The organism is Actinotalea endophytica (assembly GCF_025717005.1).
GTDB lineage: Bacteria > Actinomycetota > Actinomycetes > Actinomycetales > Cellulomonadaceae > Actinotalea.
In genome coordinates, this window is sequence record NZ_JAOVZU010000004.1 from 173,349 (window position 1) to 192,939 (window position 19,591).

Sequence of the window (19,591 nt, forward strand, 5' to 3'; positions counted from 1 at the left end):
CTCACGGCAGCAGTGCCGCCACGTCCGGCGTGGCGCCGGTGATCATGCCGTCCTGGACCGCCAGGTCGGCGAGCAGCTGGACGGACTCGGTGCTGATCTCGGTGGGCCAGCGCGGCAGGGTCACGGCCTGCTGGGTCGCCTCGTCCATCGAGGTGTAGGTCGCGAGGATCGCGCGCGCCGCGTCCGGGTTCGCGTCGGCGTACTCGAGCGAGGTGTTCATCGCCTTGGTGAACCGCTCGACGACGTCGGGGTGCTGCGCGATGTAGTCGCCCGAGGTGAAGTAGGCGCCGACCTCGAGGTTCGGGTCGGTCGCGGCGTAGTTCGACACGACCTGGCGCAGGCCCTGGCCCTGGCCGATGGTGAGGAACGGCTCGACGACCTGGCCGGCGTCGACGTCACCGGCGACGATCGCGGGGACGATGTCCGGGAACGCGAGCTCGACGTACTCGATCGTGCTCGGGTCGCCGCCGGCGTCGCTGACCACCTTGTTGATCGTGGTGGTGTTGATGTTCTGCAGCGTGTTCACCGCGATGCGCTTGCCGGCCAGGTCGGCGGCGGACTGGATGTCGCTGCCCTCGGGCACGAGCACCGCGCCGAAGTCGGCGCCGTCCTCACCGGTGCTCGCGACGCCGGAGGCGACGACCTTGATGTCCAGGCCGTTCGACTGCGCGAGGAGCAGGGACACCACGTTGGAGAAGCCGAACTGGAACTGGCCGCTGACCACGCCGGGAACGATGGCTGCGCCGCCCTGGGCGGTCTCGAGCGTGACGTCCAGGCCCTCGTCGGCGAAGAAGCCCTGCTCGATGCCGAGGTAGATCGGCGCGACGTCGAGGATCGGGATCACGCCGATGGAGAGCGCGACCGTCTCCGGTGTCGACGAGGTGTCCTCGGTCATGCTCGCATCGCTGGTGGTGGACGTCTCCGAGCTCGGGTCCGATCCGGAGCTCGAGCCGCAGGCCGCCAGCATCAGAGCCCCCGCGGCGACCAGGGCGCCCAACCGAAGTGCGGCCACGCGCCGCCGGACCGTTCCGTTCATGGCTCCTCCTCGAGTCATCCCACGCTCGCCGTCGAGCGCTGCACGAGGAGACGTTAGCAAGATTGTCGCCAATCTTGTAGCCCTTTTTGTGACCTGTTATCTCACCGTGATACCGGGGAGGGTATATCTGGGCCTAGCGGGACGCCTGGGGAGACGCCTGCTGCCCGAGAGCGTTCAGCGCGTCGATCACGCTCGAGATGTGGTCGCGCATGGCGGCCTCGGCGTCCGCCACATCGCCCCGCGCGACGGCGGCGATGATCCGCTCGTGCTGCACGAGCGAGACCGCGGAGCGGCCGGGGACCCGCGACAGTGCGAACTGGTGGCGCACCATCTGCCCGTGCAACCGCTCGATGATCCGGTTGGCCGTCTCGTGCTGGGCGACCTCGCGCAGCGTCGCGTGCAGCTCGGCGTTGAGGTCGCTGTACTGCATGAGCTCACCGGTCGCGACCGCCTCGCGCATCCGCCGGCCGATGGTCGTCAGCCGCGTGACGTCGGCCTCGCTCGCCTGGGCCGCAGCGCGGGCGGCGACCAGGCCTTCGACGACCCGGCGGACCTCGGTGATCTCGATGGCCTCGGTGAGGCTGATCTCCCGGATCCGGGCGCCCTTGTTGCGCAGGCGCTCGACGATCCCCTCGGCCTCGAGGGCGCGGAGCGCGGCACGCACGACGAACCTGCTGGTGTCGAACTGCTCGCACAGCTCGGCCTCGACCAACCGCTGCTTCGGGGCGAACTCGCCGCGGAGCACGGCCTCTCGGATCCCGTCGATCACCTCGACCTCGGCTGCCATGCCCGCCTCCTCGCTCCGCGCAGGTATTGGCTACAATACTGTAGCCAATCCACTGCGCCAGTCCTTCTGATCACTCGTGCCGGTCACAGCCGCTCGGCCCGGTCGGCCGACGCCACACCGGCGAAGCCTTCCGCAAGGTACTGGCGCCCCGCGCGCGAGGCCAGCATCCCGCGCAGCTCGGCGGCGTTGCGCCGCACCTCGAACGGCGTCGCGTCGGCGCGGGTGTGCAGCAGTGTGGTCATCCGGTACGAGAAGCTCTGCACCTGCCACACGTGGTCCAGTGCGGTGTCGCTGTAGGCGTCCAGGCCCCGGGTGTCGCCCGAGGCCCAGTCGAGGATCGCCGGGCCCAGCAGCGCGACATCCGCGAACGCCAGGTTCAGACCCTTCGCACCGGTCGGCGGCACGGTGTGCCCGGCGTCGCCCGCCAGCACGACGCTGCCGTGCCGCAGCGGCTGGTGCACGTAGCTGCGGAACGGCAGCACCGACTTCTCGACGATCGGGCCCTCCTTGACCGTGAAGCCGTCCGGGCCGGCCGCCCGGGCCTGCATCTCGGCCCAGATCCGGTCGTCGCTCCAGTCGCGCGGGTCCTCGGCCGGATCGCACTGGAAGTACGACCGCTGCAGCGTTGCGTCACGCTGGCTCAGCAGCGTGAAGCCGCGCGCCGACTGCGTGTAGAGGATCTCCGGTGCGGACGGCGGCGTCATGACCAGCAGGGCGAACCAGGCGAACGGGTACTCGATGAAGAACCCTTCGCCGACGCCGCGCGGCAGCGAGTGGCGCACCAGGCTCTGCGACCCGTCCGCCCCGACCAGCAGGTCGCAGGACAGCTCGACCCGCGTCCCGTCCGGCTCGGTGAACGACACCGACGGCGCCTTGACGTCGACCTCGACGTCCGAGACGGCCCAGCGCACGTCGCCGCCGGAGCCGGAATGCACCTCCGCGAGCGCGGCCACGACCAGGTTCTGCGGGTAGAGCCACACGGACGCGCCGACCAGACCCTCGAGGTCGATCCGATGCGTGGCTCCCCCGGTCCGGATGCCGAAGCCGCCGTGCCGCCGCCCGTCACGCGCGACGTCGGCCGCGAGTCCGAGCTCCTCGAGGAGACGGACCGAGTGCTGCTCCAGGACGCCGGCCCGCTGGGTCGCCTCGATCACGCCGCGCTCGCGGATCTCGATCACGACCGTGTCCACGCCGCCGAGAGCCAGCATGCGGGCCAGCGCGAGACCTGCGGGTCCGGCACCCACGATCCCGACCCGGGTCCGCTCCCTGCGCACCGCGCGGCGCGGCCGCGTCCGACCGTCGCCGCCTGCTGACGTCACCTGCTCCGAGCCCGCCATTGGACCTCCGCACCGTCTTCTCGATCGGAGCAGGCCGGCTCGCCCACGCCGTCGCCGTGCAAGACAGTTAACCAGTATACTATCGACGAGGCAATAGACCCGGATCGCGCCCGTGCGAAGTGGGACGCCTCCCACCGCTCAGCGCGCGCGCCGCGCGAGCAGCTGCATGGCCGCGTCGGGCACGCCCTCGGCCTTGAAGGTGCGCACGACCGGCGCCGTCTCCACCGCACGCACCCTGCCGATCGACCCGAGCGTGGCGGACAGGTACGTGTAGAGCTCGTCCTCGTCGTGGGTCAGGACGCTCGCGTAGATGTTCGTGCGGCCGGTCGTCGCCGCGGCGAACGCGACCTCCCGGTGCGTCGCCAGCGCCGCACCGGTCGCCGCCAGGTCCCCGGGCTCGACCGTGATCCAGACCGCGGTACGCATCGGCGTCGCGAGGACCCTCGGGTCGACCGTGACGTCGAAGTAGAGCGCTCCGTCCGCACGCAGCGCGGCGAGCCGGCGCCGCACGGTGCTCGCCGGCAGGCCGATCGCGGCGGCCAGCTCGTCCACCGGCCGCCTGCCGTCGCCCGCGAGGCCGTCGAGCACCCGGCGGTCCACCTCGTCGACCTCGGCCGCGCCGGCGGGATCGACGTCGACGTGCCGACGGAACGCGTCGACCTGCTCCGGGGTGAGGATGCTGCGCTTGCTGACCACGTTGCGCGGACCGCCGAAGTAGGTCGTCAGGAACCGCTGCGCGGTGATCTCCGTGACCTGGGCGCTGCGGGTCAGCGCCCCCTCGAGCGTCTGGTCGTTCCCCATCGCCGGGGACCGCGTCGCGAACGCCACCTCGGTGCCGCCGGCGAGCAGGTTGACCCACGAGGTGGCGGGCCGACGCGCCAGCACGGTCGCGATCCGCTCGGCACTGTCCGCCGTGCACCGCACGCGCAGCAGCCACCGCGCCTGCCCCACGTACCGCGGGTCGGTCAGCGGGGCGAGCCGCAGCCCGGCGGCCGACCGGAGCTTCGCGTAGCGCCGCGCGACCGTGCGGTCGGACACCCCGAGCACCGCACCGATCCGGGCGAACGGGGCCCGCGCGTCGAGCAGCAGGGCGTGCAGGACCTGCCGGTCAAGATCGTCGAAGGTGACGCTTTCCACCATCAGAACGGTACTCCTGTCGGAATCCACCGATCTGCGACCCGCGCCTGGAGGCCGATGCTCGCCCCGCGCACCCTGGGACCTGTCCACCCGCTCCGGGGCCGGCCCACCCCTCGTCGAGGAGACCGAACGATGACCGTCGTCGACATCAACATCCACCACCTGCCGGAGAACCTGTTCACCGACGCGCGGATCCTCAACGGGTTCCTGGACAGCGCGCCGCGCGGGTTCGGTGAGATCGCCCGGGTGATCACGATGGACGACGGCAAGAAGCAGCTGGTCCTGGAGAAGCCGGCCGGCTACCAGAACCTCAACTACGTCGAGGGCGACTACTCGGTCGAGGCGAAGCTCGCCGCGATGGACGAGGCAGGCGTCGACTACGGGGTCATGCGGGTCCCGGTGTGGCAGGAGTGGCTGCCGCTGGAGATCTGCAAGGTCGTCAACGACAACGCGGCCGACATCGTCGCCCGCTCGGGCGGACGGCTGTTCGCGACCGCGTGCGTGCCGCCCTGGGGCGGCAAGGAGAACATCCACGAGCTCGAGCGGTGCGTCGGCGACCTCGGCGCGGTCGGCGTGCAGCTCGCCTGCCACTACGGCCAGCTCTACCTGGACGACCCGGTGTTCCGGCCGTACCTCACGGCCATCGAGAAGCTCGACGTGCCGGTGGTCGTGCACCACACGCCGCTGCCGGTCGAGTGGCGGTCGGTGATCGACTACACGAACCTGCGCCGCGAGTTCGGCCGGGTGATCGACCAGGCGACCGCCGTGGGCCGCGAGCTGTTCAGCGGCATGTTCGACGAGCTGCCCGGGCTGCGGTTCATCCACACCATGCTCGGCGGCAACTGGTTCGCCAACCAGGAGCTGCTCATGCCGCACAAGTCGAACAAGGACGAGGCCATGCACCGGCTCGACCCGACCGGCGGCGACAAGATCGCCTCCTACCTCGAGCACAACATCTTCTACGACCTCACCCACCCGCACTCGTGGGGCGCCGAGCAGGTCGAGGCCGCCGTCGGGGTCGGCGGCGCCGACCACTACCTGTTCGGGTCGTCCTTCCCGGTCTTCTACGGGTGGATGAGCCAGGGCGTCGAGTTCATGAAGCACGAGCTCGACCTCAGCGACGACGACCGGGAGCTCATGCTCTCCGGCAACGCGAAGCGGCTGTTCCGGCTGCCCATCTGACCCGCTCGGGGCAGCATGGCGGAGCACACAGGCCCGACCACCCGCAGGACGGGCACGCTTCTCCCGCACCACACGACGCGGCCGGAACGGCCGGAGGAAGGACAGGTGCCGATGGCACAGCCGGCAGAGCAGACCCCGGGGCGCGCACCGAGCATCGTCGAGCGCGTGCCGCACACCCCGCGACGCCGGGTCCTCGAGGTGGTCGAGGTCGAGGAGCTGTCCCCCACCATGCGGCGGTTCCGGCTCGCCGGCGACGACCTCGAACCCGACTTCCCGTTCGTCCCGCTGGGCGCGACCGACCACGTCAAGCTCGTGCTGCCGGACGAGGCGACCGGCGAGGTGACCCTGCCCGAGGGCGGCCCGGCGCCGGACGGGCCGCCGATGCGGGAGTACACCATCCGCGGCTTCCGCGACGGCTCCCTCGTCCTCGACTTCGTGCTGCACGAGCACGGCCCGGCAGGCCGGTGGGCGGCCTCGGCGACCGTGGGCTCGCGTCTCGGCGTGCTCGGGCCACGGGGCTCCCAGGTGCACCCGACGTGGCCGACCCACTACCTGCTCGTCGCCGACCCGACGGCCTTCGCGGCGGCCGAGCGGTTCTGCGAAGAGCTGCCCGCCACCACCCGGGTGAGCCTGGTGGCACTCGGCCTGGACGGGAGCCCGGCGCGGCCGCTCGGGCCGGACGGGCGCGCCGACGTCACCTGGATCGAGACCGAGGACCTCGCCGAGGCCGCCGGCCGGCTTCTCGCGGCGGTCGCCCGGATCCCGCTCGACGACCGGACCGTCGCGTGGGGCGCCGGCGAGGCGGGCGTCATGCGGAGCCTGCGCGGCCACCTGCGCGATCGCGGCCTGCCGGCCGAGCGGGTCCTGGTCCGCGGCTACTGGCGCCACGGCTGGTCAGGCTCGCTGCCGCGCGAGGACCGCTAGCACTCGAGGAGGAACGAACCGGTCGTGACGACAGAGGCGGTGGCCCGGTACCCGGGCGAGGAGTTCTCCGTGCGGCGCAGGATCGCGCACATCCTCGTGCTGGGCGGGCTGGTGGCGTTCGGGCCGTTCACGATCGACCTCTACCTGCCCGCCTTCCCCGCGGTCGCGGCCGACCTCGCGACCAGCGAGGCGGCCATCCAGTTCACGCTCACCGCCACGACCGTCGGCTTCGGCCTCGGCCAGCTCGTCGTCGGACCGCTGAGCGACGCCGTCGGGCGTCGACGCCCGCTGCTCGTGGCGACCACCGTGCACGTGGTCGCCTCGCTCGGGATCATGCTGGCGCCGACGGTCGGCTGGGTGATGGTCGGCCGCGTCGCACAGGGCGTCGGTGCGGCCGGCAGCGCGGTCGTCGCGATGGCCGTGGTCCGTGACCTGTTCGGCGGTCAGCCGCTCGTCCGGATGCTGGCCCGGATGGCGCTGGTCACCGGTCTCGCGCCGATCCTCGCGCCCGTGATCGGGTCCCAGCTGCTGCTGGTCGTGGACTGGCGCGGGATCTTCGCCGTGCTCGCCGGGTACGGGCTGCTGATGATGCTCGTCTCGGCCGGCCTGCTCGGCGAGACCCTGCCGCCCGCGAACCGGCACGGCAGCGGCCGACGCGCGATCGGCGAGCGCTACCGGGCCCTCGCGCGCGACCGCGTCTTCGTCGGCTCCGCCCTGGTCGGCGCGATGGGCTTCGGCTCGATGTTCGCCTACCTGGCGTCGTCCTCGTTCCTGTACCAGGAGGACTTCGGCCTGAGCGCGCAGCAGTACGGCGCGCTCTTCGCGACCAACGCCGTGGGGATCGTGATCTCGGCCCAGGTGGCCGGCCGCCTCATGCGTCGGTACCCGCCGACGTGGGTCATGGCGGGATCCCTCACGATCATCCTGGTGAGCTCGGCCGGCCTCCTGGTCGCCGGGTGGCTCGACAGCCCTCCCGCCGTCGCCATGGTGCTGATCTTCGTCACGATCGCGGCGCTCGGCGGCGTCAACCCGTCGGTCCAGGTGACCGCGCTGTCCCGGCACGGCGCACGCGCCGGGACCGCGGCGTCGCTGCTCGGCGCGTTCAACTTCGTGCTCGCCGGGCTCATCTCGCCGGTCGTGGGCGCGCTCGGCGTCTCGGTCACCTCGATGGCCTCGGTGATGGTCGCGGTGCTCGTCCTCGCGCACCTGTGCCTGTGGCTCGTGGTCCGGCCGTGGACGGTGGCCGTCGTCGCCTGACGAGCGGCGCGGGACGAGCCCCCGTCCGGCCTCGACGCGGTGGAACGCCGCGGCCGCCGCGCTGCAGAGCCGCTACTGCGCGGCCTCGCGGTCGGCGGTGCTTGCCGTCGCCACGCGCTCGGTGACGTCGAAGAACCGCCCGAGCCCTTTCGCGACCAGGGGCAGCGTCGCCCAGATGACCAGGTACGAGACCACCACGGAGAGCCCGAAGTTCTGCCAGTAGTGGGCACCGAACAGGGCCTGCGGCCCGACGTTCACCCAGGTGATCACGGTGGTCATCACGAACGACATGATCAAGGAGATGATCAGGTTGAACAGGCTGTCGAAGACCCTCTGGCTGATGCGCATCGCTGCTCCGCGGGGCTGACCGGGGGCACCCGCGGGCTGCCGGCCCACGAGCCGTCGTCCTCGTTGACGATGAGATTAATGATACATATATAAGTATTAGAGGTCAGGGACGTAGGTCCGCCGGTTCCCCCTGCCCGGTCGGCGCCAGCTCCAGATCGGCGAGCCGGCGCAGCGCGGGCACGGCACCCAGAGCGGCGCGGCGCTCGGCCGGCGGCAGCTCGGCCAGGAAGGCGCCGATCGCGGCGACCCACGCCTCGTCGATCCGCCGCCGGTCCTGCACCGCGGTCGGGGTCGCGCGCAGGAGCCGGCGCCGCGCGTCCTCCGGGTCGGTCTGCCTGGTCAGCAGCCCGCGGCCGACCAGGTCCCGCACCGTGGCGCTCGCGTTGCTGGGCTGGAGCCCCAGGGCGCGGGCGACCTCGGTCAGGGTGCAGCCGGGATGGTCGATGACGTGGACCAGCACGTCGACCTCGGAGAGCCGGATCTCCTCGATGCCCAGCCGGCGCTCGCCCAGGCGTCGCAGCCGGTGCACCACCGCGCGGACCGCGATCGCGAACTCCCGCTCGGCGTCGGCGGTCGGATCGGGCACCGGATCAGCGTAGCGACCGCGTGACGCGGCCCCGCGCCGGCCCCGCTCAGCCGGCGACGTCGAACGCGCGGGCCACGAGCCGCACCAGACCGTCGGCGACCAGCTCGGCCGCCCCCGGCATGAAGCGGGACGACTGCGCCTCGTACGTGACCCGCTCGAACGAGACGCGGTCGGCCAGGTACTTCGCCGCGCCGTCGGCCATCGTGACGACCGCCGTCACCGGTGCCGACGAGCGCGCCACGACGTCCACGCCGGTCCCGACCGTGACCTCGGGCGCCAGGCAGGCGAGCGCGAGGTCGCCGAGCCGCAGCGCGGCGATCGGCACCGAGGTGGGGCCCGTGGACCGCCACACCGCGCTCCGGGCGGGGCGGAGCTCCTCGCGCGGTGCGGCGTCCCGGCCGAGCACCTCGACCTGGTCGCGCAGCAGCACGACCGGCCCACGCGAGCCGTCCCCGGCCCGCACCGGCACCTGCGCGGCCAGCCGCACCACCTCCTCGCCCAGCCGGCGGCCCTGCTCGGCGACGTCCGGGTGCGCGGCCTCCCCGCGATCGGCGGCCCGCCACGTACCGTCCCGGTCGACCGTGGCCACGACCGCCGTCTCGCGCGGGGCCTGGTCCGCCGCAGCCCCGACGAGGTACATCGCGACCGCCCCCGGAAGCCGGTCCTCGACGTGCCGCACCGCTGCACCCGCGAGGTCCGCGCTGACCACGCGGGTCCCGTCGGCCAGCCACGAGTCGGCCAGGACACCGGGCTGCACCGCGTATCCGACGATCACGGCGACCGGCGCACCCGACAGGTCCTGCACGACGCAGGCGGTCACGGTCGGGTCGCTCGGCCCGGACTCGTCGGAGCCGAGCCACACGCCCGCCGCGGTGGCCACGTCACGGTTCACGCCCACGTCGCACCGCCCGGTCCGGACCACGATCCGACCCGGCCGAAGGCCCGCCACGGCGTCCTGCGTGCTGCGCCGGAGAGCCTCGCGGAGGGCCTCGCGCAGCCGGTCGTTGCGGTCCGACTCCTCGCCGGGCGGCAGGCCGTCGCGCACGTGCGGCGCGCTGAAGGTGTGCGACGCGACGATCACGACGTCATGGACCGCGAGCGCCCCGGCCTCGGCCACCACGCCGCGCAGCTCGGTGGCGAGCGGCGTGCTCAGCGACGTCATGTCCACCACCGCGAGCGCAACGCGGCGCCTGTCGTCGAGCAGCAGCACTCGCACCTCGAGCGGGTCGAGCACCGTGGCGAACCCCTCGACCGGCAGCACACCGTCCAGATCGAGGGTCGCCGAGGCCGCACCGGCGAGCAGGCCGGGCGTCGAGGGGTCCGGGCGGTGCGCACCCAAACCCGCGGGGCTGCCCGTCACGACGACGCCGGCCGCCAGCGCCCCTCGACCGCGTCGTCGCCGAGCTCCAGCCACTCGCGAGCGTCGGCGTAGAACGCCTCGAGCAGGTCGGGACGGTCGTCGCCGGGCAGGTCCTGCGGCACCGGCCGTCCGGAGCGGTTGTTGAGGTACGTCAGGAACTGGTACGACGCCCGGCCGGTGGTGAGCTCGTCCACGTCGATGTCGAGCGACTGCCCCGGCACCACCGGGTCCAGGCGGTCCTTGCCGTAGATGCTGTCGAACGACCGCAGCCGCCACTCGCCGGCCCGACGCTCCAGCCGGGAGAAGAACCGGCACCAGCTGGTCACGTCGACCTGCACGCCGTCGAGGCGCGGCCGGATCACGATCTGCCCCTGGCTCTCCACCAGCGCGCGGTCACCCCGGACCTCGCTCCACGCCGGGTTGATCGGGTGGATGCCGCCCGGCCGGCCGGCCGCGCGCGTCGCCCGGGACCCGTCGATGAAGCCCTCGGCCGTGCCCTCGAACCAGGTGACCCGGACCACCGAGTCCGGCCAGTAGAGGTTCGCCATGGTGGTCCAGTCACCGGAGTCCCGCGCCCGCCGCTCGCGGCGGACGAGGGCGAAGAGCTCGCGCTCGAGCTGTGGCTCGGTCGCGCTCGGCGCGATGATGGTCACGGTTCCTCCGTCGTCGGGGGGCACGCGCTCGACGCTCATGCCGGGTCGACGCCGACGGCCGCGGAGACCAGCTCGGTCAGCCCGTCGACGATGGTGCGCTGGGCGAAGCCCTGCGCGATCGGACAGCCCTCGGCGGCCTGCGTGCGCCGGTCGTAGGACTCGTCGGTCGGCAGGTAGCCGATCCGGGCGTTCGCGATCGACACGAGCAGCGTGGCCGCCAGCGGAGACGCGTCGAGCACCGCCCGCCCGACCGGCACGGTCACCTCGCCGGACACCCCGGCGAGCGCGAGCGGGCCGATCGTCAGGCAGGTCAGAGTGAGGTCGACGGTGTCGACGTCGGCCTGCTCCATGCCGGGCGGCACCTCCAGCCGCCGCGCCGGGCACGGGATCACCCGGACCGCCCCGGTCACCGGGCCGGCCGCGGTGAGGTGCCGCTGCTCCCGGACACCGCGGACCGCCGCAGCACCGAGCATGAACCCCTGCGCCGCCATGGCGGCCAGGGCGTAGGAGCGGTCCCGTTCCGGGTCGTCGCTCGGCGCACCGAGCTCGAACTTGGGTGCCTGGTCACCGAGCGAGCCGGCCGTCCACAGCGCCACCGTCGGGCCGCCGAGCTCGCGCTCGACGTGCGCGCACGCGGCTCCGGCCAGGTCGGCGCTGACCTCGCGGACGCCGAGCATCACCGTCGAGTGCACCGCGTAGTTCAGCACGACGGCCACCACGGTGCCGTCCTCGGCGACGAACGCGACCGTGCTCAGGGTCTTGTCCGAGACGCCGTCCGGCACGTGCCCGAGAGTCCAGCGGCCACCGATGTACGCCTCGCGGCACTCGTTGACGTCGACGGACTCGCGCGCGACGCCCATCCGTACCGGACGGGTCGCGTCGGCCGCCTGCCGCACCACCTCGACGACCCGGTCGTCGACGTACGCCGTGTAGTCGAGCGACTCGGGGGTCGGGATGCGCGCCTTGCCGCCCGGCGGGACGAGCCCGACGCGCGGCGCGTTGTGCGCGTGCGACGGCGCGAGCATCACCCGGTCGGCCGGGATCCCGACCTCGTCCGCGATCCGGTCCCGCAGCTGCGTCGTGTCGCCGACCTCGACGAGGTCGAGCGCGACGAGCGCGACCCGGGTGTCGCCGTCGCCGACGACCAGGGCCCGCGCGTGCAGCGGGTCGTGCACCGAGAGGAAGTCCGGCCCGAACGGGTTGAGGCCCGCCAGGGCCGCCGGGGTGATCTCGACCCGCGCCGCGCCTGCGGTCAGCTGTCGGGTGCTCATGCCGTCCTCCCGTCCGATCCGGCGTCCGGGTCCGCGAGCGCCTCGAGCCGGCCGAGCAGCCGACGGAGGTTGACGACCAGCTCGCCCGCGTCGATCCGCTCGCCGTCGGGGCTCGCGGCGAGCGCCGCCCGCACCGCGGCGGTGCGGTCCTGCCGGAACGTCTCCAGGATGGTCCGTCCCTCGTCGGTCGGCACGATCGTGACGGTCCGCGCGTCGTGCGGGCCGGTGCGGCGCTCGACGAGGTTGTCCTGGACCAGCCCCTTGAGCAGGTTGCTCACGGTCGGCCGGGCGACGTGCAGCTCGTCCGCGAGCTGGGCCGGGGTGAGGCCGCCGCGCAGGACCACCAGGCGCAGGATCGTCACCTGCGACTCGTTCGCCGGCAGCCGTTCCTCACCGCGTGCAGCACGCTTCATGGTGCGCCACAGTGCCGGGACGAGGTGGGCCAGCTGCTCGGCAGGGTCGACGTCGGGACCCGGGACGGGCTCGTGCACGTGCTCGTTCATCCCTTCACCCCACCTTCGGTCAGGCCGGACATCACGCGCCGCTGGAGCACGACGTACGCGATCACCAGCGGCAGGCTGGTGAGGATCACGTGCATGAACACGAGGTTCCAGCGCAGCCCGTACTGGCCGGCGTTCGCGAAGTTGTAGAGCGTCAGCGGTAGCGTCGCGTTCTCCGGGCCCTTGATCATGTAGAGCGCGAAGAGGAAGTCGTTCCACACGTTGATCACGGTCATCACGGCGGCCGTGAACAGCACGGGTCGCAGCAGCGGCAGGATGATGTGCCAGTACGTCTGCCAGCGGCTCGCGCCGTCGATCTGGGCGGCGTCCTCGAAGTCGAGCGACAGGCTGCGGATGTAGCCCGTGGTGAGGAACACGATCACCCCGATGCGGGTGCCGACCAGGGCGAGGACGTACCCGGCGACCGACCCGGTGAGGTGCGTCTTGGTCAGCAGCACCACGGTCGGCACGATCGCGGGCGGCAGGATGATCGACAGCGCGGTGATGTAGTACGTGGTCAGCAACGACCGCGACCGGGTCCGCGCATACGTCCACGCGGCCATCGAGCCCAGCAGCAGGACGCCGAGGACCACCGGGATCGCCACGAGCAGGCTGTTCTTGAGCCCCACGAAGTAGTGCCCGTCGTTGATCACCGTGGTGAGGTTCTCGAGCGCCGCCCAGGTCGTGGGCAGGGCGACCGTCGGCGTCGCGGCCTCCTGCTCGGTCTTCCACGAGTTGACCAGGAGGACCCAGAACGGCAGGACCACCCACGGGATCGCGACCAGCGACAGAACGGTGTACCGGATGGTGCGCAGCACCCGGGCACGCGGGCTGACCCACGTGGTGGTGGCGGTGGTCGGGCTCATCCGTTCACCTCCCTCTTGCGCAGCGCCCAGATCAGCGGGACGGCGGTCAGGATCACGAGGATCGCGATCATGAAGCTCAGCGCGCTGGACGTCCCGAACAGGCCCTGGCCGTACTGCCGGTAGACCGCGACGTTGAGCACCGAGGTCGCGTCCCCGGGCCCGCCCTTGGTCGTGGCGAAGATCACGTCGAGGGCGCTGAACGAGCCGACGAGCGTGATCACGATGTTGAACGTGAACGACGGCGCGAGCATCGGCACCTCGATCGACCGGAACCGCCGCCAGGCGCTCGCACCGTCGATCAGGGCCGCCTCGATCATCTGGCGCGGGATGCTGTTGAGCCCCGCGATGTACACCAGCGTGACCAGCCCGCTCCACTTCCACGCATCGATGAAGCCGACGGCGACCAGCGCGGTGGACTCGCTGCCGAGCCACGAGTACGTGAAGTCACCGGGTACGAACAGCGAGATGAAGGCGTTGATCGGCCCGTCGGGGGCCAGCATCGCGGACCAGATGTAGCCGGCCGCGAGCGGCGACATCAGCACGGGGACGAAGAAGATCGTGCGGTACACCGAGTTCAGCCGGTTGGTGTCCTGCAGCGCCTTGGCCAGGGCGAGCCCGACCGTGTTCTGGACCAGCATCGTCGTGGCGGCGAACCCGATGGTCACCAGGGTCGAGTGGCCGAGGATGCCGAGCGAGATCATCGACCGGAAGTTGTCCAGGCCGTTGAACGAGATCTCGCTGCTGAAGCCCGTCCACTTGGTGAAGCTCAGGACGCCGTTCGCGAGGAACGGGCCGGCGAAGAAGAACGCGACGAGCAGGATCGCCGGCAGCGCGAACCACAACCGGTAGGCGCCGCCGCGGTGCCGCTCCACGCGCGGCGAGCTCTTGGCGGAGAGCCCGCCGCGCGCGGCGGTCGTGTACGACGAGGGAAGACCGGCCCTCTTCGGAGACATGATGACTGGCATCCCTCAGGTCAGGGCTTCTACTGCTGGGCCTCGATCGCCTGGTCGACGTACGCCTGCCAGGTGTCCGCAGCCTCCTGCGGGCTCGCCTGACCGACCAGCACGCTCACCGAGACCTGACCGAAGCTACCGAAGCCGGGGACGGACTGGTTGAACGCCGGGGTCGTGCTCGGGTCCATCAGCACGTCGGCGAGCGAGGCGTAGAGGCCGCCCAGGTCCGGGGTCGTCGCGTTGGTCAGGGTCGGCACGGCCTGGGCCTCGTCGACGTAGTCCTGGTAGCCCTCGGTGGTGATCCAGTCGATGAAGTCCTTGGCCGCGGCCTCCTTGGTCGCGTCACCGGTGCTCGGCACGAAGTAGCTGCCGATCGGGCTGGCGGAGTAGGAGCCGATGCCCTTCTCGGCCGAGATCGGGCCGAAGCCGATCGTCTCGTCGACGGTCGCGGTGTCGCCGCCGCCGGCCTCGTAGAAGAGCGAGATGAAGTCCGAGGGCAGGATGGTCAGCGCGGACGAGCCGTCATAGACCGCCGCGATCGAGTCCTGGAAGGTCGCCGTGGCGGCGTCGCTGTTCACGCAGCCGGCGTCGACCAGGTCCTTCATCGTGGTCAGGCTCGCCACGATCGGGCCTTCAGGGTCGTTGACCTTGATCGAGCCGTCGGCCACCCCCTGGCCCCACTGGTCGCCCTCGTTGTAGTCCGCCATGTAGGCGAAGCCGGCGAACATGTTGACCGGGAACTCCGAGCCACCGCCGATGTTGACCATGTCGGCGCCGCTCGCGGTGACCGCGTCGCAGCTGGTCATCAGGTCGCCGTAGCTGGTGGGCACGTCCACCCCGGCAGCGTCGAGCACGTCCTTGTTGTAGAACATCCCGAACGACGAGAGCGGGCCGAGCACCGCGCCGTAGACGGCGCCGTCGAGCTCGCCGGCGTCGTTCACCCGGTTGCCGACGAAGGCCAGGTCGCTCAGGTCGAGCATGTTCTCGGACATGTTGAGCTGCCGCATGTCCTGCGGGGTCGGCACGTACTCGAGGATGTCCGGCCGGTCCCCGGTGGCCCACTTGGTCTGGACGGCTGTGGTGTAGGTGTCCGCCGGCAGGTCCACGAGCTCGATCGTGTTGCCCGATGCCGCCTCGTACGCCTTGTAGAGGTTGAGCTGCGGGTCCGCGTCGGCGGACTGGTGCCACATCACCAACGTGACGCCGGTCGGCGCGGACGCCGAGTCGCTGCCGGTGGCCGAGTCGCTCGGGTCGGAGCTGCCACCGCTCGAGCAGGAGGCCAGGAAGAGAGCGGAGGCTGCGACGGCGGCGGTCATGATCGCCGAACGCCTGACAATCGTTGCTGACATCACGGTTCCTCGTCTTTGAGAAAGCGGCGACCAGGGCAGCCTGATGCTGCCGAGGTGTCATGGCTCGTGGGGGTCACGAACCAACTGTTTTGTCTATCGAATATTTCACCTTACCGACGTATCTCGTCAACGTCTCCGACGTCACGATTCGGTGACGTCATCCCAGGGGCGTCGGCGGTGCACGCGTCGGTCAGCGCAGCGCGACGGCGACGCAGACCATCCAGATCACGTTCAGGGCGGCGTTGAGCCGCAGCAGCCAGACCGGCGCGGGTGCGCGCCGGGCGGCGAGCGCCAGTCGGGCCGCGAATGCGAGCGCGAGCGCCGTGCCCGCGACCGCGAGCACCCCGCCGCCGGTCAGGCCCGCGGGGATCAGCCATGCCATCGCGATCACGTGCACGCCGTCGCGCAGCGGCTTGACGTCGGTGGTGGCACCGGCCAGCTGGGCCCCCTCGAGCATCGTGTCGAGGAGCATCCAGGCGAACCCGGCCGCCACCGCCCAGGCCGGCGCCGGGAGCGCGGCGACCGCGGGGAGCAGCAGCAGGTGGTAGGCGATCCCGAGCAGCCGGGCGGGCCGACCGCCGACCTCGGCGAGCACCCACCGCCCGTCGCGGCGCAGCGGCAGCGGCACGTGGAAGGCCGCGAACGCCGCAGCGGCAGCGAGCGTCGTCGCAACCACCACCGGCATCGCCTCGCTCCTCCCCTCGATCCGTCCGTCCGGTGCTCGGACCTGCGCCCATCGTGGCCCGCCCCGACCGGCGCGTCAGTCAGTCCGCGTCGTCCGGCAGGTCCTTGTACTCGGCGTAGAGGCGGGGCAGGAACTTGCTCAGCTGCTGTGCCTCGGTGGTCGAGTGGGTGATGACCTTCTTGAGGTACCCCTCGTTGAGCATCCAGTCCGGCGTGCTGAGGTCGCGCACGATCGTCCCGTCCTCGACGCCGTACCCGATCCACTCCCGGGTCACCTTCTCCAGCACGCCCCACGGGTTGATCCGGGACAGCGTCATGAACAGGTGCGTGCCGGGCAGCGTGACCGACGGGTCCTCGACCGGGTGGAACGACTCCGTGCAGCAGTCCACGAAGCACCCGGCCGCCTTGAGCTCCTGCTCGCGCTCGGCGGTCAGGCCGAAGTCGCGCGGGTCCAGCTCGTGACGCACCGACCAGAGCATCTCCTCGCCCTCGCCGAGATCGAGCGACTCGACGGTGTAGATGCCGCCGTGCTTGTCGACACCGTTGATGAAGCCGTGGTCCCAGTGGTCCGCCCGGTTCCAGATCTTGTAGCGGATGTTCCCGACGCCCTCGGGCGTGCTCTTCGAGCGGATGTTGATCCACCGGAAGTACCAGCCGAGCATCTGCGGCGTGCAGCCGGGGTACGTGGTGTACACGGCCAGGTAGCCGGTGCCGTCCTCGCGCATGCAGTAGCCGTACTCGACCTCCTCGTACCCGACCGGCCGCAGCAGGTCGGTGAAGCTCTCCGGGAGCGTCGCCTTGCTCGGGTCCATCGGGCCGGCCTCGATCAGCTGGCGCTGCAGCGGCGCGACCCGGTGCAGCGGGAGGTCCCAGTACTTCGCGAGCGGGAGCGCGCGCTCGGCCTCGGTCAGCTCACGCCGCTTGGTGACGAGCATCTCGTCGGGGTAGTCGGTCACGGGGTCCTCCATCGGGTTCGCGTCGTCCCCACCGGGTCGGGCCGCCACCGGGCCCGCGGGTCTGGCTGCGGCGCTGATCGCCGCCAACTACTTCGGCACAGTAAACCACTTGTTTCAGTAGATGGAAATAGTTTGTGCGTGGCCGGCGCCGCGACGAGTCCTGCGTGGGCTGATACCGTGACCTGCGGACACGACTGGAGGCTCGGATGGGCGACACGGACCCGACGCTCGCGGACCAGGCGTCCGAGTTCGCCGAGGTGCTCGGCTACCTCTGGCAGGAGGCGACCCTCGCCACGCGGTCCAAGGGCGGCCTGCCCGTCCTCCCCCCGTCGCAGGCGCTCGCGCTGCGGCTCGTGATCGCGACCGAGGGCCTCACGCCGACGGCGCTGGCCGCCGAGATGCGGCTGTCCCGGCCGATGGTGAGCGAGGTGCTGCGCAAGCTCGAGGAGCAGGGCCTGGTCGAGCGTCGGCGCTCGCGGCTCGACGGGCGGTCCGTGGTGCTGAGTGCGACCGATCGCGGGCACTACGTCCGCGAGTCGTTCCGGTCCGGGATCTCCGCGGCGATGTCCGAGGCCTTCGAGTCGCTGTCCGCCCGGGACATCCAGCGCATCATGCGCAGCATGCCGGCCCTCGACCAGCTGCAGAAGCACCTGTCCGGGATCGCCGACCGCGAGGAGGCCGCGGCCGCCGCCCGAGGTCGCGGGGCCTGACGACCGGACCGCGGCCGGCGGTCCCGGAACCCGAACCTTGGCCGAGGCCGACACTCCTGGCGCCCGACGGCCGAGCCATGGCCGCGGGCCGCGGCTGGACTCAGCTCGAGTGCCGCTCGAGGAACGCGAACACCTCGCTCTCGTCGACCCCGGGGAAGCTCCCGCTCGGCAGCGGCGCCAGGATCTGGGTGTGCACCGCCGCGCTGGGCCACGACCGCTCGGCCCAGCGGTCGGCCAGGTCCCGCGGCGGCAGGCTGCAGCAGGCCGGGTCGGGGCAGGTCGACCGGGTTCGCACCGTCGTCTCCCGACCGCGGAACCAGGTGGCCGACTCGAACGGCACCCCGAAGGCGATCGAGAACTCGCCCTGGTTCGCCATCCCGGTCTGGGTCGAGGCCCAGTACGTGCCGGCCGGCGTGTCGACGTACTGGTGGTACTCGCTCGTGCGGTCCCGGCGACCGAACGCCGCCCTCGCCGGCCAGCGACGGCAGACGGTCTGCCCCACCGACGCACCGGTGCTGTCCACCGGGAACGGGAACCCGTCGTTCTCGTAGCCCTTGTACAGCGCGCCGTCCACGCCCACCCGCATGAAGTGCACCCGCAGGTCCAGGTGCGAGGTGAGCAGGTTCGTCATCCGCTGGGCAGCGGTCTCGTGCGTGACGCCGAACGCGTCGCGGAAGTCCTCGACGGCGAGGTCCTTGGCCCGCTTCGCGCGCTCCAGGAACCCGACCGCGGCCGAGCGCGGCATCAGGCAGGCGGCCGCGAAGTAGGTGATCTCGGTCCGCTGCCGCATGAAGTCCGAGTAGCTCCGCGGACGCTCGTGCCCGAGCAGGCGGTGCGCGATGGCCTGCAGAGCGAGCGAGCGCAGGCCGTGGCCGCCGGGGATCGACGCCGGCGGGAGGTAGATCCGCCCGTTCGCCAGGTCGGTCACCGTCCTGGTCGACGACGGCAGGTCGGGCGTGTGGATGATCGAGAAGCCGAGGCTCTTGGCGATCTCGGCCACGCTGCGGTGGGTGAGCGGGCCGGTCGTGTAGCCGCTCGACCGGACGGCGTCCTCGGCAACCTCCTCGATCGCCGGCAGGTAGTTGTCGCGCTCGCGCATCCAGGCGTGCAGCGCGGTCGAGGCCCGACGGGCCTCCTCGGGCGTGGCGATCGCCGCGTCCGCGCGCCGGGCGAGCTCGGTGTGCAGGCCGACGAGGGCCTCGAGGGCCTCGGTGGGCAGGCTCTGGCCGGGCCGAACCTCGGGCAGGCCGAGCGCGCGGTACGCACCGGTCCGCTGCGCACGGTCCAGCGCGATCTCCAGCGCGGCGCGGTGGGACGGCGGCTCGGGCGCCAGGAGCGCGGCCGCGGGCACACCGAGCGCCGCGGCGATCGAGCGGAGCAGCGTCACGCGCGGCTCGCGCCGACCGTTCTCGACGAGCGAGAGCTGGCTCGCGGACGCGCCGACCTCCCCGCCGAGCCGGTCGAGGGTCCAGCCGCGCTCGGTCCGGTAGTGCCGGATCCGCCGCCCGAGGGTGAGCAGGTCGCTGCTCTCCTGCTCGCCGGCGCCGCTCTCCGGGATCGCGATGACCGGACCGGCTACCCGCGCCGATGCCGACCCACTCTGCTCCGTCGCCATGACATGACCGTACCGAAAGAATCGCCAAATTTTTCATCGGATGACTGGATCCAGCCCGTCTGAACCGTGGAATCGTCAAC

The 19,591-nt window shown here is 71.8% G+C and carries 20 protein-coding genes; 4 read left to right on the plus strand and 16 right to left on the minus strand.

Features of this window, described 5'->3' with window-relative positions:
* Window position 1: 1 nt before the first annotated feature.
* From OEB99_RS08425 to OEB99_RS08440, 4 genes are all read right to left on the minus strand, one after another.
* Window positions 2-1,036 carry an ABC transporter substrate-binding protein gene (locus OEB99_RS08425; protein ID WP_263509599.1) on the minus strand — a complete coding sequence of 345 codons (1,035 nt, stop codon included), beginning with the start codon at window positions 1,034-1,036 and terminating at the stop codon, window positions 2-4.
* A gap of 133 nt (window positions 1,037-1,169) precedes the next feature.
* Window positions 1,170-1,823, minus strand: coding sequence for a GntR family transcriptional regulator (locus OEB99_RS08430; protein ID WP_263509600.1), 654 nt, complete (start codon window positions 1,821-1,823; stop codon window positions 1,170-1,172).
* An 83-nt stretch (window positions 1,824-1,906) separates the two neighbouring features.
* Complete coding sequence (locus tag OEB99_RS08435) at window positions 1,907-3,160, minus strand: 4-hydroxybenzoate 3-monooxygenase (RefSeq protein ID WP_263509601.1); 1,254 nt, start codon at window positions 3,158-3,160, stop codon at window positions 1,907-1,909.
* Window positions 3,161-3,298: 138 nt separating this feature from the next.
* Entirely contained in the window at window positions 3,299-4,300 is a 1,002-nt protein-coding gene (locus OEB99_RS08440; protein ID WP_263509602.1) for an Lrp/AsnC family transcriptional regulator, read from the minus strand.
* A 129-nt stretch (window positions 4,301-4,429) separates the two neighbouring features.
* Between OEB99_RS08440 and OEB99_RS08445 the strand changes: the two genes are divergently transcribed.
* The 3 genes from OEB99_RS08445 (at window position 4,430) to OEB99_RS08455 (ending at window position 7,660) form a co-directional block, all read left to right on the plus strand.
* A complete protein-coding gene (locus OEB99_RS08445) occupies window positions 4,430-5,479 on the plus strand; it encodes an amidohydrolase family protein (RefSeq protein ID WP_263509603.1) in 1,050 nt (349 codons plus the stop codon).
* A 111-nt stretch (window positions 5,480-5,590) separates the two neighbouring features.
* Window positions 5,591-6,403: a siderophore-interacting protein gene (locus OEB99_RS08450; protein WP_263509605.1), complete on the plus strand. Its 813-nt coding sequence runs from the start codon at window positions 5,591-5,593 to the stop codon at window positions 6,401-6,403.
* A 24-nt stretch (window positions 6,404-6,427) separates the two neighbouring features.
* On the plus strand, window positions 6,428-7,660 hold the full coding sequence (locus OEB99_RS08455; protein ID WP_263509606.1) for a multidrug effflux MFS transporter: 1,233 nt from the start codon (window positions 6,428-6,430) through the stop codon (window positions 7,658-7,660).
* A gap of 72 nt (window positions 7,661-7,732) precedes the next feature.
* Here the strand turns inward: OEB99_RS08455 and OEB99_RS08460 are convergent, their stop codons facing one another.
* The 11 genes from OEB99_RS08460 to OEB99_RS08510 all read right to left on the minus strand — a co-directional run bounded on the left by OEB99_RS08460 (window position 7,733) and on the right by OEB99_RS08510 (window position 17,186).
* Window positions 7,733-8,008 carry a DUF2798 domain-containing protein gene (locus OEB99_RS08460; protein WP_263509607.1) on the minus strand — a complete coding sequence of 92 codons (276 nt, stop codon included), beginning with the start codon at window positions 8,006-8,008 and terminating at the stop codon, window positions 7,733-7,735.
* Between the two features lie 103 nt (window positions 8,009-8,111).
* Window positions 8,112-8,594 (minus strand): MarR family winged helix-turn-helix transcriptional regulator, encoded by a 483-nt coding sequence (locus OEB99_RS08465; protein WP_263509608.1) that lies wholly within the window; start codon window positions 8,592-8,594, stop codon window positions 8,112-8,114.
* 46 nt (window positions 8,595-8,640) lie between these two features.
* Window positions 8,641-9,954 carry a hypothetical protein gene (locus OEB99_RS08470; protein WP_263509609.1) on the minus strand — a complete coding sequence of 438 codons (1,314 nt, stop codon included), beginning with the start codon at window positions 9,952-9,954 and terminating at the stop codon, window positions 8,641-8,643.
* Window positions 9,951-10,607: a nuclear transport factor 2 family protein gene (locus OEB99_RS08475; protein ID WP_263509610.1), complete on the minus strand. Its 657-nt coding sequence runs from the start codon at window positions 10,605-10,607 to the stop codon at window positions 9,951-9,953. Before OEB99_RS08475 ends, OEB99_RS08470 begins: the two co-directional genes overlap by 4 nt.
* A 35-nt stretch (window positions 10,608-10,642) precedes the next feature.
* Window positions 10,643-11,878 (minus strand): hypothetical protein, encoded by a 1,236-nt coding sequence (locus OEB99_RS08480; RefSeq protein ID WP_263509611.1) that lies wholly within the window; start codon window positions 11,876-11,878, stop codon window positions 10,643-10,645.
* The gene (locus OEB99_RS08485) at window positions 11,875-12,381 is read right to left on the minus strand and encodes a MarR family winged helix-turn-helix transcriptional regulator (RefSeq protein ID WP_263509612.1); all 507 of its coding nucleotides are present in this window, start codon (window positions 12,379-12,381) and stop codon (window positions 11,875-11,877) included. Before OEB99_RS08485 ends, OEB99_RS08480 begins: the two co-directional genes overlap by 4 nt.
* Window positions 12,378-13,244: a carbohydrate ABC transporter permease gene (locus OEB99_RS08490; protein WP_263509613.1), complete on the minus strand. Its 867-nt coding sequence runs from the start codon at window positions 13,242-13,244 to the stop codon at window positions 12,378-12,380. The genes OEB99_RS08485 and OEB99_RS08490 overlap by 4 nt, the downstream gene beginning before the upstream one ends.
* Window positions 13,241-14,197: a carbohydrate ABC transporter permease gene (locus tag OEB99_RS08495; protein ID WP_263509614.1), complete on the minus strand. Its 957-nt coding sequence runs from the start codon at window positions 14,195-14,197 to the stop codon at window positions 13,241-13,243. Before OEB99_RS08495 ends, OEB99_RS08490 begins: the two co-directional genes overlap by 4 nt.
* Before the next feature lie 29 nt (window positions 14,198-14,226).
* The gene (locus OEB99_RS08500; protein WP_263509615.1) at window positions 14,227-15,546 is read right to left on the minus strand and encodes an ABC transporter substrate-binding protein; all 1,320 of its coding nucleotides are present in this window, start codon (window positions 15,544-15,546) and stop codon (window positions 14,227-14,229) included.
* Window positions 15,547-15,736: 190 nt separating this feature from the next.
* Window positions 15,737-16,231, minus strand: coding sequence for a hypothetical protein (locus OEB99_RS08505; protein ID WP_263509616.1), 495 nt, complete (start codon window positions 16,229-16,231; stop codon window positions 15,737-15,739).
* Between the two features lie 79 nt (window positions 16,232-16,310).
* Window positions 16,311-17,186, minus strand: coding sequence for a DAPG hydrolase family protein (locus tag OEB99_RS08510; protein ID WP_263509617.1), 876 nt, complete (start codon window positions 17,184-17,186; stop codon window positions 16,311-16,313).
* Between the two features lie 206 nt (window positions 17,187-17,392).
* Between OEB99_RS08510 and OEB99_RS08515 the strand changes: the two genes are divergently transcribed.
* Window positions 17,393-17,896 carry a MarR family winged helix-turn-helix transcriptional regulator gene (locus OEB99_RS08515; protein ID WP_263509618.1) on the plus strand — a complete coding sequence of 168 codons (504 nt, stop codon included), beginning with the start codon at window positions 17,393-17,395 and terminating at the stop codon, window positions 17,894-17,896.
* Between the two features lie 100 nt (window positions 17,897-17,996).
* On the opposite strand, the gene OEB99_RS08520 is transcribed toward OEB99_RS08515, so the two are convergent.
* Window positions 17,997-19,511, minus strand: a complete 1,515-nt coding sequence (locus OEB99_RS08520; RefSeq protein WP_263509619.1) for a helix-turn-helix domain-containing protein — start codon at window positions 19,509-19,511, stop codon at window positions 17,997-17,999.
* Window positions 19,512-19,591: the final 80 nt, after the last annotated feature.